This window comes from Corynebacterium ulceribovis DSM 45146, assembly GCF_000372445.1.
Taxonomy (GTDB): Bacteria; Actinomycetota; Actinomycetes; order Mycobacteriales; family Mycobacteriaceae; genus Corynebacterium; species Corynebacterium ulceribovis.
Window position 1 is genome coordinate 1 of the sequence record NZ_AQUY01000003.1, and the last position, 14,565, is coordinate 14,565.

11 protein-coding genes and 5 tRNA genes are annotated in these 14,565 nt (G+C 58.8%); 7 read left to right on the top strand and 9 right to left on the bottom strand.

The window, feature by feature from the left end:
• Window positions 1-490: 490 nt before the first annotated feature.
• Window positions 491-1,465, top strand: a complete 975-nt coding sequence (locus A3EC_RS0108535) for a DUF368 domain-containing protein (protein WP_018024769.1) — start codon at window positions 491-493, stop codon at window positions 1,463-1,465.
• A 118-nt stretch (window positions 1,466-1,583) separates the two neighbouring features.
• Here A3EC_RS0108535 and murA read toward each other — a convergent pair whose 3' ends face one another.
• Window positions 1,584-2,852 carry a UDP-N-acetylglucosamine 1-carboxyvinyltransferase gene (gene murA / locus A3EC_RS0108540; RefSeq protein WP_018024770.1) on the bottom strand — a complete coding sequence of 423 codons (1,269 nt, stop codon included), beginning with the start codon at window positions 2,850-2,852 and terminating at the stop codon, window positions 1,584-1,586.
• A gap of 27 nt (window positions 2,853-2,879) precedes the next feature.
• A complete protein-coding gene (gene ramA / locus A3EC_RS0108545) occupies window positions 2,880-3,725 on the bottom strand; it encodes an acetate metabolism transcriptional regulator RamA (RefSeq protein ID WP_018024771.1) in 846 nt (281 codons plus the stop codon).
• 449 nt (window positions 3,726-4,174) lie between these two features.
• On the opposite strand from ramA, the gene cysK reads away from it, so the two are divergent.
• Entirely contained in the window at window positions 4,175-5,110 is a 936-nt protein-coding gene (gene cysK / locus A3EC_RS0108550) for a cysteine synthase A (protein WP_026162349.1), read from the top strand.
• Between the two features lie 27 nt (window positions 5,111-5,137).
• Window positions 5,138-5,797 (top strand): serine O-acetyltransferase EpsC, encoded by a 660-nt coding sequence (epsC, locus tag A3EC_RS0108555; RefSeq protein ID WP_018024773.1) that lies wholly within the window; start codon window positions 5,138-5,140, stop codon window positions 5,795-5,797.
• A 64-nt stretch (window positions 5,798-5,861) separates the two neighbouring features.
• Here epsC and A3EC_RS0108560 read toward each other — a convergent pair whose 3' ends face one another.
• The 5 genes from A3EC_RS0108560 to A3EC_RS0108580 form a co-directional block, all read right to left on the bottom strand.
• Window positions 5,862-6,179, bottom strand: coding sequence for a GNAT family N-acetyltransferase (locus tag A3EC_RS0108560; protein WP_018024774.1), 318 nt, complete (start codon window positions 6,177-6,179; stop codon window positions 5,862-5,864).
• Between the two features lie 179 nt (window positions 6,180-6,358).
• Window positions 6,359-6,431 (bottom strand) — tRNA-Phe (locus A3EC_RS0108565).
• Between the two features lie 21 nt (window positions 6,432-6,452).
• A tRNA-Asp gene (locus A3EC_RS0108570) sits at window positions 6,453-6,526 on the bottom strand.
• Window positions 6,527-6,774: 248 nt separating this feature from the next.
• A tRNA-Asp gene (locus A3EC_RS0108575) sits at window positions 6,775-6,848 on the bottom strand.
• A gap of 1 nt (window position 6,849) precedes the next feature.
• Window positions 6,850-6,922: transfer RNA gene (locus tag A3EC_RS0108580), tRNA-Glu, on the bottom strand.
• A 324-nt stretch (window positions 6,923-7,246) separates the two neighbouring features.
• Between A3EC_RS0108580 and A3EC_RS0108585 the strand changes: the two genes are divergently transcribed.
• From A3EC_RS0108585 to cydC, 4 genes are read left to right on the top strand one after another with little or no spacing between them, the layout of a single operon-like run.
• A complete protein-coding gene (locus A3EC_RS0108585) occupies window positions 7,247-8,809 on the top strand; it encodes a cytochrome ubiquinol oxidase subunit I (RefSeq protein ID WP_018024775.1) in 1,563 nt (520 codons plus the stop codon).
• 13 nt (window positions 8,810-8,822) lie between these two features.
• On the top strand, window positions 8,823-9,899 hold the full coding sequence (gene cydB, locus A3EC_RS0108590) for a cytochrome d ubiquinol oxidase subunit II (protein ID WP_018024776.1): 1,077 nt from the start codon (window positions 8,823-8,825) through the stop codon (window positions 9,897-9,899).
• 11 nt (window positions 9,900-9,910) lie between these two features.
• Entirely contained in the window at window positions 9,911-11,476 is a 1,566-nt protein-coding gene (locus A3EC_RS0108595; protein WP_026162350.1) for an AAA family ATPase, read from the top strand.
• Window positions 11,473-13,104, top strand: a complete 1,632-nt coding sequence (gene cydC, locus A3EC_RS0108600; RefSeq protein ID WP_018024778.1) for a thiol reductant ABC exporter subunit CydC — start codon at window positions 11,473-11,475, stop codon at window positions 13,102-13,104. The genes A3EC_RS0108595 and cydC overlap by 4 nt, the downstream gene beginning before the upstream one ends.
• Before the next feature lie 52 nt (window positions 13,105-13,156).
• Here the strand turns inward: cydC and A3EC_RS0108605 are convergent.
• Together A3EC_RS0108605 and A3EC_RS0108610 are read right to left on the bottom strand one after the other, a co-directional pair.
• Window positions 13,157-13,229, bottom strand: a tRNA-Lys gene (locus A3EC_RS0108605).
• A 53-nt stretch (window positions 13,230-13,282) separates the two neighbouring features.
• Window positions 13,283-14,524: an MFS transporter gene (locus tag A3EC_RS0108610; protein WP_018024779.1), complete on the bottom strand. Its 1,242-nt coding sequence runs from the start codon at window positions 14,522-14,524 to the stop codon at window positions 13,283-13,285.
• Window positions 14,525-14,565 lie beyond the last annotated feature (41 nt).

Consider the following 14,565-nt stretch of genomic DNA (forward strand, 5'->3'; position numbering starts at 1 on the left):
ACAAAAACACACCACACGATTTTGCACCACCACACCACACACAACCTATGCGCGCAGCAGGCAGCTCAAGTAAAAACCGAAAAACTCCCGGTAATCACACAAAACCGCTCAAACAAACAAAAATAATTTGTACATCGGCACACTATTGAGTTCTCAAAAAACACACGCACACTGTCACACCCACCCACCGGCAAGCGCTTTCAGCAGCGAAGAACCACACTAACAAACAAGCGAACCAGAAGCAAACAGCCTCTGAACAACCTGTAAACCAGTGCAGCCTCAACCCGACCGGACCCCGGCCGCGCTGACTCGATAAACACTACACAGCACCCAAACCGTTCACAAACCCGCAGGTAGAACGCGGATTCGCCCATTTTCTATGTTGATTTAGCCGATTCAACGGTATTGTTTAACCGTTCCGTGTAAGTGATTCCGCAAGTTCACTGACGGCAAAGCAATACTGTCTAGGTCTCGTAAGGAGATCCCTTTAATGAGTGCTTCATTGGCTGGCCACTCCCCAGCTCCCTCTGCACCCACTGCAAGTAAGTGGGCCGAGGTCCCACTGAACCTGATTCGCGGCTGCCTCATTGCTCTGGCTGAGCTCATCCCAGGTGTATCCGGCGGCACCGTCGCTTTGGTTACCGGTATCTATGAACGAGCACTGCTCGCCGGTAACCAACTCATTGGTTTGGTGAAGGCACTTTTTGTCGACCGTGGCTCACTGAAGTCCCGCGCCGCGAAAATTGACTGGATGCTCCTTATCGCTGTTGGTGTGGCCATGGTGGGAACCATCTTCGCCCTCGCCGGCATGATGGAAAACTTCGTCACCAACCACACCAGCGTCGCCCGGGCTCTCTTCATGGGCATGGTTTTGGTGTCCATCTGGGTGCCACTGCGCATGGTGGACCGCACTGACCTGCAGAAAAAGTCGGTGCTGGCGTGGAGCCTTTTCGTCCTAGCGGCTGTCATCACCTTCTTCGCGACCGGCTTTAGCTCTACCCCGAAGGACAATCCATCCTTGATTGTCGTCTTCCTTGCCGCGGCCGTAGCAGTCTGCGCCCTCGTACTGCCAGGTGTGTCCGGCTCCTTCTTCCTGTTGGCCGTTGGTCTCTATGCCCCAGTGATGGGCGCCATTTCTGACCGCGACATGTCCGTCATCTTGGTGTTCTTGGCTGGTGCCGCAACCGGCATCATCCTGTTCATCCGACTCCTCGGATACATGATGGATAAGCACCGCACCCTCACCCTGTTCTTCATGGCAGGTCTGCTACTTGGTTCGCTCCGCGCACTATGGCCATGGCAGGGCGATAACGCTGAGCTCCTTGCCCCAGGCGACGACTTCCTCAAGCTCTTCGGTTTCTTTGTGCTCGGCGCAGTCATCGTCGCCATCACCATCGGATTCGAAAAGTTCGTGAAGGTCGGCCGCCAGTCCGAAACCATCCTGCGTTCCGGACAGCCAGAGTAAAACCAGGCTAACGGCCTGAACTAAACAGCCAGAAAAAGCTGTGCTGTAACCGTCAAAAAGCACCAAACAAAAAGGCTAGTACCGCAACCACTGCAGCACTAGCCTTTTCGTTATCTTGCTAATCGTCGGCTTTAACACGCTCGACGGTCGCACCCAACTGGTTCAACGTCTCCACGAACCCTGGGTAACCGCGGTCAATGTGGTAAACCTTGTGCACCTCGGTGACATCGCCCGGCTCCGCGCACAACGCAGCCAAAACTAGGCCGGCACCAGCGCGAATGTCGGAACTCCACACTGGGGCGGAACTCAGCTTCTCCTTGCCGCGGATGTACACGTGGTGGCCATCAATACTGGCGTCGGCACCAAGACGAACCATCTCGTCGACAAATCGGAAGCGTGCTTCGAAGACATTCTCCGTCAGCACCGACAAGCCGTCCGACACCGCCGACAAGCCGATAGCCAGCGGCTGCAGGTCGGTCGGGAAACCCGGGAACGGCAACGTTTGGTAATCCACGGCCTGCGGACGGCCTTCCATCCGAACCCGGAAACCATTGTCGTAGGTCTCCACCTCTGCCCCAGCGGCACGCAACTTCTGCAGCGCAAGGTGCAAAAACTTCGGCCGAATCCCAGCAACAGTAATATCGCCGCCGGTCATCGCGGCAGCAAATGCCCAAGTACCAGCAACAATGCGGTCACCGACCACCTCGTGGGTCGTCGGGTTGAGCTTGCTGACGCCAGTCACCCGAATCACCGAGGTACCTGCGCCTTCAATCTTTGCGCCCATCTCATTAAGCATGTTGCACAGGTCAACAATCTCCGGCTCACGGGCAGCATTATCCAAGGTGGTAACGCCTTCGGCCAGCACCGCCGCGGTAATGATGTTCTCCGTCGCACCAACCGACGGGAAGTCAAGTCGGATGTCCGCGCCATGCAGCTGTTCGGCCTCGGCAACCACGCAACCGTGTTCAATCCGGGTCGTCGCGCCCATGCTTTCCAACCCAGCCTGGTGCATATCCAGTGGTCGGGAACCAATTGCGTCGCCGCCAGGCAAAGCAACGACTGCATGGTGGCACCGGGCAGTCAGCGGACCGAGGACACAGACAGAGGCGCGGAACTGGCGCACCGCATCAAAATCGGCGTGGCTCGACAGCTCTGCCGGGGTGGTAATGCGCACAATGTCGCCATTGTTTTCCACCTGGCAACCCAGGCCCACCAGTACATCCACCATCAACGGAACGTCGTCAATGAGCGGGCAGTTGGTCAGCGTGGTGGTACCTTCGGCCAGCAACGCCGCGGCCATCAGCTTCAACACGCTATTCTTTGCGCCGCTGACGCGCACTGCGCCTTCCAGTCGGGCGCCGCCGGTGACTAAAAATCGATCTCCCACGGCATCTAAGCTAGTCGTCTCCATGCGTTATGGCAGGGCTCCGATGCGGCGGGCGGCGTTGACAGCCTCATAACGCGTGTGCGCGCCCAACTTTCGCATCACCGAACGCAGGTAACTCTTCACAGTTTCCGCGCCGATACCCATTTCTTCCGCCGCTTCGACGTTCGTGTGCCCCAGCGCGACGCAGGCCAAAACATCCAGCTCACGGGCGGAAAGCTTGGTGGTCTGCTTTACCCGCACCGGCGTAACCATCTGGTCGCAGAGCTCTTCGACTTCCTTGCGGAGCTTTTCGTCTTCGACACGATTAGCCAGCATCCGCAGCTTGGAGTGGGTGGCACGCACCTGTTCCCATTCGGCGCTGTTCATCATGCGACCGCTTTTCGCGGCGCCACTGCGTTGTGGTGCGTCTTCGCGGCGGAAGGCGTCCGCAATGGCAAGGTTTTGTTCCAATTCTCGGGCAGTCATAGTGACTTCTTCCAAGATTTTGTCGCCAAGACGGACCGGCGAATGCACTCCGGCATAGAGCACACCACGGACGGTACGACCCTGGAACAGGGGCACTGCGACCACGGAATGCAGGCCTTCGCCGACAATCCGCTGGTCAAATTCGTGGCTGATGACCTTCGCCTTGGTGTAGTCCGACACACCTACTGGTCGACGGGTGGCAAGTACGCGACCGCCGACACCGGCACCAGTTTCGATGACAAGGTTATGCAGCTCTGGCGTCCGCAGTCCCATCCATGTGGTGATCTGCATACGCCCTTCAGCGATAACGGCAGCGTACATGGCTACCGGAATGCCAGTGGCATTCTTCAAAGCCTCTAGGGCAGCTTTCACTGCTTCCTCATCTTCTTTGATGCGCTGGGCATCCACTGCAAACCTCCTGCGAGTGCAAAGTCGAATGATGAGCGCTCGGCTTGGCGCGCAAATCACAGCTCGATAGCAATCAGTATAACCACCGTAATGGGGGGACCAAACTAGCCGCCTAGTGTACCTGTCAACTTACAGCAGGGGCTGAAGTGTAGCTTGAACAAAAATTACTGGTTAAAGCCAGTTTCTGTGCCACGCCGCCCCTTTTTTGAAACTGGTTATATATTCGAATTTGGTTGCGGTTGGCAGTTACTACTTCCGCTATACAGAACGCTTTTCGACGTAACCAGCCGGCTACTCAGGCCAATTGATCACGCCGCAACGGCATAAATTTTACACGTTTCGCCCTTAAATCTGCAGACAGATTAGTCTGTACTTTTGCCGTAATTCGAATACACTCGCGTATGCAAAATCAATTCACCTCACTCGACAAAATGACGAAAGGCCACATCATGGCAAAAATCCACGACTCCATTCTCGATCTCATCGGCAACACCCCACTGGTACGCCTCAATCATCTCGACAAGGACCTTCCAGGCAACGTGGCAGTCAAGGTCGAATTCTTTAATGCAGCCAGCTCCGTGAAAGACCGCATCGGCAAGGCAATTATTGATGCCGCTGAAAAAGACGGTTCCCTCAAGCCAGGCGGCACCATTGTGGAAGGCACCTCCGGCAATACCGGCATCGCGCTGGCCTTGGTCGGTGCAGCTCGCGGCTACAAAGTCATTTTGACCATGCCAGAGACCATGTCCATGGAACGGCGCGTGATGCTGCGGGCATACGGCGCAGAGCTCGTCCTGACGCCAGGTGCTGACGGTATGCGCGGCGCAGTGGAAAAAGCTAAGGAAATCGTCGCAAGCACCGACAACTCCATCCTGGCATCGCAGTTCGCAAACCCGGCCAACGCCCAGATCCACCGCGAAACCACCGCCGAAGAAATCTGGCATGACACCGACGGCACCATCGACATCTTCGTCGCCGGTATTGGCACCGGCGGCACCATCACTGGTGTTGGCGAAGTCTTGAAGGAACGCAAGCCTGAGGTCAAGATTATCGCTGTTGAACCGGCCGCTTCCCCACTGCTGACCGAAGGCACCGCTGGCCCTCACAAGATCCAGGGGCTGGGCGCCAACTTCATCCCAGAGGTCCTCAACCGAGACATCCTGGATGAAGTCATTGACATTTCCAATGAGGACGCCATTGCCACTGCCCGCGCGCTCGGAGCAAAGGAAGCAATCTTGGGCGGCATCTCCGCCGGCGCAAATGTCCACGCTGCGCTGCAGGTTGCGGCTCGCCCAGAGAACAAGGACAAGCTGATTGTTACGGTCATCCCTGACTTCGGTGAGCGCTACGTCTCTTCGGTGCTTTTTGACGACGTCCGCAACTAGCTTCACCTTGTTAGTATCGGCAGCATCATGTTTAAAGCCATTGCCACTATTCGCGAGGACTTAGTCAACGCTCGCGCGCACGATCCCGCAGCACGCGGTGACGCTGAAAATGCCATCGTTTACTCCGGCCTGCATGCGATTTGGATGCATCGCATCGCGCATCGTCTCTGGCGCAAAGACACGAACCTCTCAAAAGGTGCTGCCCGCGTTCTTGCGCAAGTCAGCCGTTTTCTCACTGGTATTGAGATTCACCCTGGCGCCACCATTGGCCGTCGATTCTTTATCGACCACGGCATGGGCATCGTCATTGGTGAAACCGCTGAAATCGGCGACGGCGTGATGCTGTACCACGGCGTGACTTTGGGCGGTCGAAGCCTCGATAAGGGCAAGCGACACCCGACGCTCGGGGACAATGTCACCGTTGGCGCTGGCGCTAAGGTGCTTGGTCCAATTGAGATTGGTTCCGGCAGCGCCATCGGCGCTAACGCGGTGGTGACGCATGGCTGCCCACCAGATTCCATTTTGACGGGCATCCCAGCAACTATCCGCCCTCGTAAACCGGAGCAGTATGTGCCGCTGACCGATGCGGAAGCCTACTTCTCCACCAAGTACATCAATGAGGCGGGCGAAGAAACAGATATCCCGCCCATCTTAGAGATGGACGGGGCAGATTACTGGGTGATCTAACCTCAGCAATCGAGCTAACAGCCGGGCTTTGACTCCATGGAGTTCAAGGCCCGGCTTTCGCCGTTTACTGCTCGTCTAGCAGGTCTTTGTACTGCGGGTTGGAGGCAATAAATCCATCGACTGCCGAGCAAGAAGCGATAACCCGGCCACCGATGCGGCGGGTATCGTCCAAAGCAAACTTCACCAGTTCCTTCGACAGCCCCTGCCCCTGGAACTTCGGGTAGACCACGGTGTGGTTGAAATCGCGGACTGGAGGCATCTCCAGCGCAATGGTTTCCCTGGAGTCGTAGTCGGCGTAGCCTGCCTCTTCATCCGCTACATAAATGACGTAGCGAGACTTGGCTTCATCGTGGATAACCTTGTGCGTCGGATCGGAACTCATGGCGCCTCCTCGGGTTCAGACTGCTTTCCTCAACATAACTATTCCGGTGTCTTCAACATTACGCGCAGACCCACTAATTGTGCTGGGAGTAGCTAACTTTTAGCCCCCGCCGCCGATTAGCAATGTTGCTAAACAAAAACAAGCCCCCAGCCGAAAGACTGGGGGCTTGTTGCAAGTTGTGGCCAGAGCCGGGATCGAACCGGCGACCCCACACTTTTCAGGCGTGTGCTCTACCGACTGAGCTATCTGGCCAGAAGGAACTTCTTCCCTCTGCGACCCTGACGGGACTTGAACCCGCGACCTCCGCCGTGACAGGGCGGCGCGCTAACCAACTGCGCCACAGGGCCAAACTTGCGTCATGCAACTCACTTGTGTTCATCGCACGAATGGAAAGCTTACACATAGGAAGGATCGAGGCACAAATCCGCTGTACAAGATGACTTTTGGCTTTCGAACGCCCACCAGAGGCGCACTAGAGCTGGCACCGAATCTACTCCGCAACTTGGATGCCCCACGTACCGCCATCACCGATAGATCGAAAAAACGGCACCGCGTAAATGCGATGCCGTTTCCAACTGTGTGCGAGTTGTTAGCGCGACCCTGACGGGACTTGAACCCGCGACCTCCGCCGTGACAGGGCGGCGCGCTAACCAACTGCGCCACAGGGCCGTACTCCCAACGGGATTCGAACCCGTGTCGCCGCCGTGAAAGGGCGGAATCCTAGGCCACTAGACGATGGGAGCCTGCCGCTTAGCAGCTGTTGCCGTGCGACTCATGTAAGATTAGACCATACTTGCGCACACAACAAAACGCCTGGTCAATCCGCTTTTATTTGTGCTTATTGACGTTTATGTATCGCTTCTAACAAACCTGGCTCGGGAACTTTTCACCCGTGAAATCCGACTGACTATATAGGCGACAAAGCCCTGAGCCGGTGGCCAGCAGCAGACAATGTTGGCGCCGCACCACCTACCCTGCCAGCGTGAGCCAACATCCCACCGCTGTGGCCAACACCGACTCGACTGGATTATTAGTTCTCTCTTCCGTTGAAAGCAGGCACCCTTCTTATGGACGTTGTTGATATTTCACGTTGGCAGTTTGGTATCACAACCGTGTACCACTTCATTTTCGTTCCGCTGACCATCGGGTTAGCACCCCTCGTGGCACTCCTCCAGACGTTGTGGGTAGCTACGAAAAAGGAGCATTGGTATCGAGCCACTCGGTTTTTCGGAACCATCTTCATCATTAACTTCGCGATGGGCGTAGCTACCGGCATCGTCCAAGAATTCCAGTTCGGTATGAACTGGTCGGAGTATTCCCGCATGATTGGCGACGTTTTCGGCGGGCCGCTGGCTTTGGAAGGCTTGATCGCATTTTTCTTGGAATCCACCTTCCTTGGGCTGTGGATTTTCGGCTGGGGCCGGATCCCGACCTGGATTCATACCGCCGCCATCTGGATTGTGGCGGTGGCGGTCAACCTGTCGGCCTACTTCATCATCGTTGCTAACTCCTTCATGCAGCACCCCGTCGGCGCGGTCTACAACCCAGAAACTGGTCGCGCGGAATTGGTCGACTTTGTTGCCTTGTTGACGAACCCAACTGCTCTCGCTGCCGTTCCGCATACTGTCGCCGGTTCTTTCTTGACCGCCGGCACGTTTATGCTCGGCGTTTGCGGGTGGTGGCTAGTCCGCGACCGCGCTCGGAGCGCGAAAACCGGTGCCGCCATGCAACCGGTGTACCGCGGCAGTTTGTGGGTTGGTTGGTGGACCACTTTGGTCAGCGCGGCGGCTTTGTTCGTCACTGGTGATATTCAAGCCAAGCTGATGTTTGAGCAGCAGCCAATGAAGATGGCCTCCGCAGAATCGCTGTGCCACACCGAAACTGACCCGCTGTTTTCGATCTTGACCGTCGGCACGCACAACAACTGTGATTCGGTGATCCACCTCATTGATGTCCCTTGGGTTCTACCGTTCCTAGCGGAAGGTCGCTTTACCGGCGTGACCTTGGAAGGTGTGCTTGACCTGCAAGCGAAATATGAAGCGCTGTATGGTCCAGGCAACTACGCTCCAAACCTCTTCGTCACTTATTGGTCTTTCCGCGCCATGATCGGCCTGATCCTTGGGTCGCTTGCCATCGCATTTTTCGCATGGCTCTTCCTGCGCGGTGGCCGCACCCCACAGGGCATCTGGGCACGCATCTTTGGTTGGGGAAGTCTGCTGGCCATTCCGTTCCCATTCCTGGCGAACTCCGCGGGGTGGATTTTCACCGAAATGGGGCGCCAGCCATGGATTGTGCACCCAAACCCAGACTCCATCGGTGACCCACGCACCAATCTCATCCGCATGACAGTCGATATGGGTGTTTCCAACCACTCGGTGTGGACGGTGTGGACCACGCTGATCGGTTTCACACTGCTGTATCTGGTGCTGGCAGTGGTCTGGTTCTGGCTGATTCGCCGCGCTGTCCTTATCGGTCCGCCGACGGAACCATCTCCGCAGATAGCAGCGCCGGACACAGATGACGCTGGCCCTGCCACCCCAATTGGTACGGCCCTGGGCGCCCGAGTAACCGAACCGGTGCGTTTCGCCCAGTCCGACTCAGCCGGTGGCGCTGCCACTTCCGAAAAGTAGTTAGAGGTACCTCATGTTTGGTTTAGAACTGCAAGTTCTTTGGTTCATCATCATCGCGGTGCTCTTCGCTGGCTATTTCCTGCTGGAGGGCTTCGATTTCGGTGTCGGTATGCTGCTGCCCTTCTTGGGGCGCCGTGAACCCGAACGCAAAGCCATGCTCAAAACCATTGGCCCCGTGTGGGATGCCAACGAAGTGTGGCTAATTACCGCCGGCGGCGCGCTATTCGCCGCTTTCCCAGAGTGGTACGCCACCATGTTTTCTGGCTTTTACCTGCCCCTGTTCCTGATTCTTGTGGCGCTCATCGTCCGCATCGTCGGCCTGGAATGGCGGTCGAAGGTTCATTCGGACACGTGGCGGGCGTGGTGCGACCGCGCCATCATTGTGGGCTCTTGGCTGCCTGCAGTGCTGTGGGGTGTGGCAGTCGCAAACCTCGTCCGCGGCGTCCCCATCGACGCCAACGCACAAATCGACTCCAGCCTGACGGGGCTCCTGGCCATGATGAACCCATATGCGCTCCTTGGTGGCGCTACCTTCGCAGCGCTCTTTGCGCTCCACGGGCTGACATTCCTGCGCCTGAAAACTGCTGGCACCCTCCATGCGGAACTTGCCGCAGGTATTCGCCCCCTCGCTGTGGCCACAGTGCTCGCGGCGGCCAGCTTCGTGGTGTGGACCCAGCTGAGTTTCGGAAAGCCTGTCACCATCGCCGTTGCCAGTATCGCGCTGGTTGCGGTCATCGTGGGGATTGTTGCCCTGTTCCAGGGTCGGGACGGTATCGCATTCTTCGCAACGTCAATAAGCATCTTGGCGGCGACGGCACTGATTTTTGGGGCAATGTACCCATTCTTGATGCCATCAACTGTGCCCGGCGGGATCAGTTTGGACATCTGGAATTCGGCTTCCAGCGCCTACACCCTGCGGATTATGACCTGGGCGGCGTTGCTGATTGCGCCGCTGGTGATGGCGTATCAGGCGTGGACTTACTGGGTGTTCCGCAAACGCATCACCGCCGAGCCCACCACCATGACCACCATGTCCACCACGGAAACCGCCTCACAGTCTGCGGCAGGTGAAGTGCCATCCGCCCAGTAGATCCTCGATTGTTGCAACGCTCCCGCCCGGCGCGCCGGTGGATTGTGCTGGCGGGGGCGCTGACTGCGACTGCCACTGCCGCGACGGTCACGATGGGGCTGCTCATCGCTGGTATCACTGTCGGCCGGATTGGCCCGCTGGGTCAGACTCATGCCCTGCCCCACGCGGAATTATGGGCTACCTTCGGCCCGACGATCGCTGCGCTGGCGGCATTGGCGGCGGTACGGATTGTGGTGTCGTGGGCGCTGGCACGTTTCGGTACGCAGGCCGCGGCGGCAGTCACTGCTGATTTGCGCCGGGATGGGCTGCGACACCTCGCCGTGTCCGACCAGCGCACTGTCGACCGGGCGTATTGGCAGGCACTGTTGACCACGGGCATTGATGGCCTTAAGCCCTACATTTCGGGTTTCTTGCCCTCGCTGGTGGCGCTGGTGCTGGCGACCCCCATTGCGCTTGCGGCGGTGGCGTGGCTCGATTTCAGCTCTTTCCTTATCGCCATGGTCACGTTGCCGCTGATTCCACTGTTCATGTGGCTCATTGGTGTGTTGACCCAGGGCAAAACGCAGCGCCGCTTAGCCGATATCGGCATTCTGCGCGAACAAATTCTCGACTTGGCACGCGGATTGCCGACGCTGCGGGCACATCATGCCGCTACTGCCCCGACCAGCGAAATTCGGCGGCTGTCCAATACCCACCGTGACTCCAGCATGTCGGTGTTGCGGATTGCATTCCTGTCGGGCACGGTGCTGGAATTCTTCGCCACAATTTCCATTGCGCTGGTCGCGGTGAGCATTGGTTTTCGGCTGCTCGACGGTTCGATGGATTTCGCGGCGGGGCTCGGTGTCCTCATCATCATTCCGGAGGTCTATGGCCCGGTCCGCGACGTCGGCAAACGCTTCCACGATGCGCAGGACGGCACCATTGCGGCCACCGCGGTTTTAGATGTGCTTGTTGACGAACAGGCCGTGGCACCGGCCGATCCCACAGTCGCTGCGCCGCTCGACGTGGCAGCTGCAACAACACCTGGGTGGTACGCGTCTTTTGCGGACTTTTCGGTGCTTGGCCGCGATGGCATTCGCCCGCACCACCTCACGGTTGTGGCCCGGCCTGGCGAGCTGACTGTCTTAGCCGGGCCCAATGGTTCCGGAAAAAGCACCGCGCTGTTGGGGCTTCTTGGGCTGATCTCCGAAGGACTTTCCGGTGTTGCCGGTGTCTGGGAAGTGTCGGATCAGCAGCCACCGCGGCGGTTCACCGCCGAGGATCTGTGGCGGCGCACTGCCTACTTGCCGCAGCGTCCGGTGCTTGACCCCGACATGGTTGGTGACACCACGGGGTTGTCGCTGGGTCAGCGGCAACGTGCGGCATTGGCAGCGGAGTTGGCGGGAAGTCCAAAGCAACTAGTGGTGCTGGATGAGCCGACTGCGCATCTGGATAGCGACAACGCGGCGGCCATGCTCGCTGCGCTGCGTGCGGAAGCGGACCGGGGTGCGACGGTGGTTATCGCCAGCCACGACCCGTTGGTGCTTGCCGCTGCCGACCAGGTGGTCGACGTCAGTTTCGAGGTGAACGCGCGATGACAGCACGCTCTTCGACGCTGGGGACATTGTGGCGGCTAACTGGTCTGCACTGGGCCGCGCTGATTATCCCCACTCTTGCTGGTTCGCTCACTTTAGTTTCAGCGCTGGCACTGACGATTGTTTCGGGCTGGCTGATTACGCGCGCGTGGCAGATGCCACCGGTGATGACTCTGACTGTTGCCGTCACTGCCGTTCGCGCGCTGGGCATTTCCCGGTCCGTGTTCCGATATATCGACCGGCTGTTGTCCCACCAGTTGGCCCTGACTGCCGCGGCGAATGCCCGGACGAACCTGTGGCAACGCATCGCCTCGGCTGATTCCGCTGCCGTGTCAGGAATGACCCGTGGCAGTATGCTCACTCGACTCGGTGACGATGTCGACAACCTCGCTGATGTCATTGTCCGCAGTCTGCTGCCGATGTGCATCGCCGCATTTACCTCTGCCTGTGCGGTAGCGTTCACAGCACTGCTCAGCCCGGTGGCAGCGGCTATTGTTGCCGCTGGTCTGCTGGTTTCTGGGGTGGTGGCACCATGGCTGATTTACCGTGGGGTGCAGCGTGCGGAAGCAGCCCGCGGTCGAGTTAACCGCAGCCACGCCGATGCCATCAGCCGCGTGCTTTATGATGCCGCTGCCCTGCGAGTTCGCGGCACCCTCGATTCCGCCCTAGCTGATACGCACGCCACCACCCTCGCCCTGTCGCAGGCTGATCGCCGCGCCGCACCGTTTCAGGCGGCAGGTCAAGCGGTGTCAATGCTCGGCTACTTAGCTTCGGCGATCGCTACGGTCGTGGCAGTAGTGTGGCTGTTCACCGATGCTTCCGGCAACGTGCTGCATTCCCCAGAATGGCTCACGGTGCTGGTGCTCATCCCGCTCGCGGCCTTCGAATCGACGATGGCGCTGCCCGCTGCTGCCTCTGCCCTATCGAAAGCCGATGACGCCGCCAGCCGACTTGGCCACACCAGCGCATTGCCAAGCAGAGCCCCAGGGCCGGGCACCACGCTGGAACGCCCGCATCTAGTCGTACGCGACCTCGTCACCGGATATGACGTTGACCTGCAGCGTTGGCACTTCGAGTTGCCCTTCGGCGACCGCAAAGAAATCATCGCTCCGTCCGGAAGCGGAAAAACCACTTTGCTGAAAACCTTGGCCGGCCTGACTCCCGCACGCAGCGGAAACATTGTGCTTTTTGACGGAAACAGCCCCGTCGCAGATTCGAAAGAAATCGGGAATAGCCCAGCTACGGAACTGCGGTTTATCGCCGAAGATGAGCACATTTTTGCCACCTCAGTGCGCGATAATTTGGCAGTCGGGAACCCATCCGCAACCGATGGGCAAATGCTGGAAGTGCTGGCGGAGCTGGGGCTGGACGAGTGGGTGGCGCAGCTGCCCGATGGGCTGAGCACAATGCTGTCTGCCGGCGATGAAAGCTTGTCCGGTGGGCAGCGCCGCAGGCTGATAGTGGCACGCGCGCTGCTGAGCACCGCGCCGATTGTGCTGTTTGATGAGCCGACGGAGCACGTCGATAAGCAGGCAGAACACCTCACTGAGCTGCTGCTTCACCGCGACACACTGCCCGGTGTCCGACCGAAGCGGACTGTGATTGTGGTGCGGCATCCGCGGCACACATAATCGTCAAAAAGCTCAAAAACCCCGCCTACCTGGGAAGATAGACGGGGTGGCGTGGGCCCTGCGGGGCTCGAACCCGCGACCTACGGATTAAAAGTCCGCAGCTCTACCAACTGAGCTAAAGGCCCGCACGTCGGTACAGTTTAACGCCCACCGAGGGAATTGTGAAAATCGCCCCCATTTAAGCGGCTTTCCGGGACCGTAAATACATCCAACCAGCCAAAAAGAAGCCAATCACGTAAAGCGTGCCAGTCCAAGCCACTACTCCGCCCCAGCCGGCGGCGGCGTAACCAAAACCAACGAGGTAACCCAAAATCGAACTACCACCGTAGTAGGCCATCAGGTAGGAGGAGCTGGCTTCGGCACGGTGACGCTGCGCCAAAATGCCGACCCAACCGGAGGCCACGGAATGGGCGATGAAGAAACCGGCGGTGAAGATAATCATGCCGATGAGCATCGGGGCCAAGTGGTTAAACAAGGTCAGCAGCAAACCACAAAACGCGGAGCCGATGCCAATGAGCACCGCGGGGCCACGACCGACGGCCTGGACGATGCGCCCGGCGCGGGTCGAGGAATATGTGCCCGAAAGGTAAATCAGGAACACGATGCCAACCAGGGACGGCGACAGGCCAAACGGTGGGGTACTCAGGCGGAAGCCGACGTAGTTGTACAGGGAGACGAAACCACCCATCAGCAGGAAGGCTTCGGCGAAAAGGACAACCATGCGTGGCTGGCGCCAGTGGCTGAGTACTGCCAGGGCTTCGCCGCGGAAACTGAGCTGCTTCGGCGAGAATCTGCGAGCCGGCGGCATCAGTGAAGCCATGATGAATGCGCAGGCCAAGGACACTAACCCGACTGCCACCATGGACCATCGCCAGTTAACGAATTCCAGCATCACCGCCGGGATAATGCGGCCGGTCAGACCGCCGACGGTGGTCGCGGCGACGTAGAGTCCCATGGTTTTGGCCAGGGAGTCGGGGTGCAGTTCCTCAGACAGGTAGGCCATGGCCACAGCTGGGACGGCCGCTAGGGCGAGGCCTTGGATTGCGCGGCCTAGGATGAGCAGTTCAAGGTTCGGCGCAAAGGATGCCACGATGCCGATGATGGCGGCGGCCATTGCGCCACCGACCATGACGCGGCCACGGCCGAAACGTTCCGACAGGATGGATAGCGGCATAGTGGCAAGAGCGACCATGCCGGTGGTGGCGGACACGGTCAAGGCGACGGAAGCGGCGTCAGCGCCGAAGCCGGTGTGCGCGTCGGAGAGGGTGGGCAGCAACGCTTGGGTGGCATACATCGACATGAAGGCTGCGAGCCCGGCGAGAAATGATGTGATGGTTACGCGGCGGTGGCCGCTGGTTCCTGCCTGGTGGCCTTCCCAGGCGCTGCCTGGTTGAGTCGCTGCTTGGTTGCCTTGGCCCATTGCGGCGTTGCACCTCGCCTTCCTGCGTTCCTAGTCGCTGA

What these genes read in the sequence shown, in the direction of transcription:
- cydB (WP_018024776.1), top strand. Translation starts at nt 8,823, where the DNA reads ATGTTTGGTTTAGAACTGCAAGTTCTTTGGTTCATCATCATCGCGGTG.
- A3EC_RS0108610 (WP_018024779.1), bottom strand. Translation starts at nt 14,524, where the DNA reads ATGGGCCAAGGCAACCAAGCAGCGACTCAACCAGGCAGCGCCTGGGAA.
- epsC (WP_018024773.1), top strand. Translation starts at nt 5,138, where the DNA reads ATGTTTAAAGCCATTGCCACTATTCGCGAGGACTTAGTCAACGCTCGC.
- A3EC_RS0108585 (WP_018024775.1), top strand. Translation starts at nt 7,247, where the DNA reads ATGGACGTTGTTGATATTTCACGTTGGCAGTTTGGTATCACAACCGTG.
- cysK (WP_026162349.1), top strand. Translation starts at nt 4,175, where the DNA reads ATGGCAAAAATCCACGACTCCATTCTCGATCTCATCGGCAACACCCCA.
- A3EC_RS0108560 (WP_018024774.1), bottom strand. Translation starts at nt 6,179, where the DNA reads ATGAGTTCCGATCCGACGCACAAGGTTATCCACGATGAAGCCAAGTCT.
- cydC (WP_018024778.1), top strand. Translation starts at nt 11,473, where the DNA reads ATGACAGCACGCTCTTCGACGCTGGGGACATTGTGGCGGCTAACTGGT.
- A3EC_RS0108535 (WP_018024769.1), top strand. Translation starts at nt 491, where the DNA reads ATGAGTGCTTCATTGGCTGGCCACTCCCCAGCTCCCTCTGCACCCACT.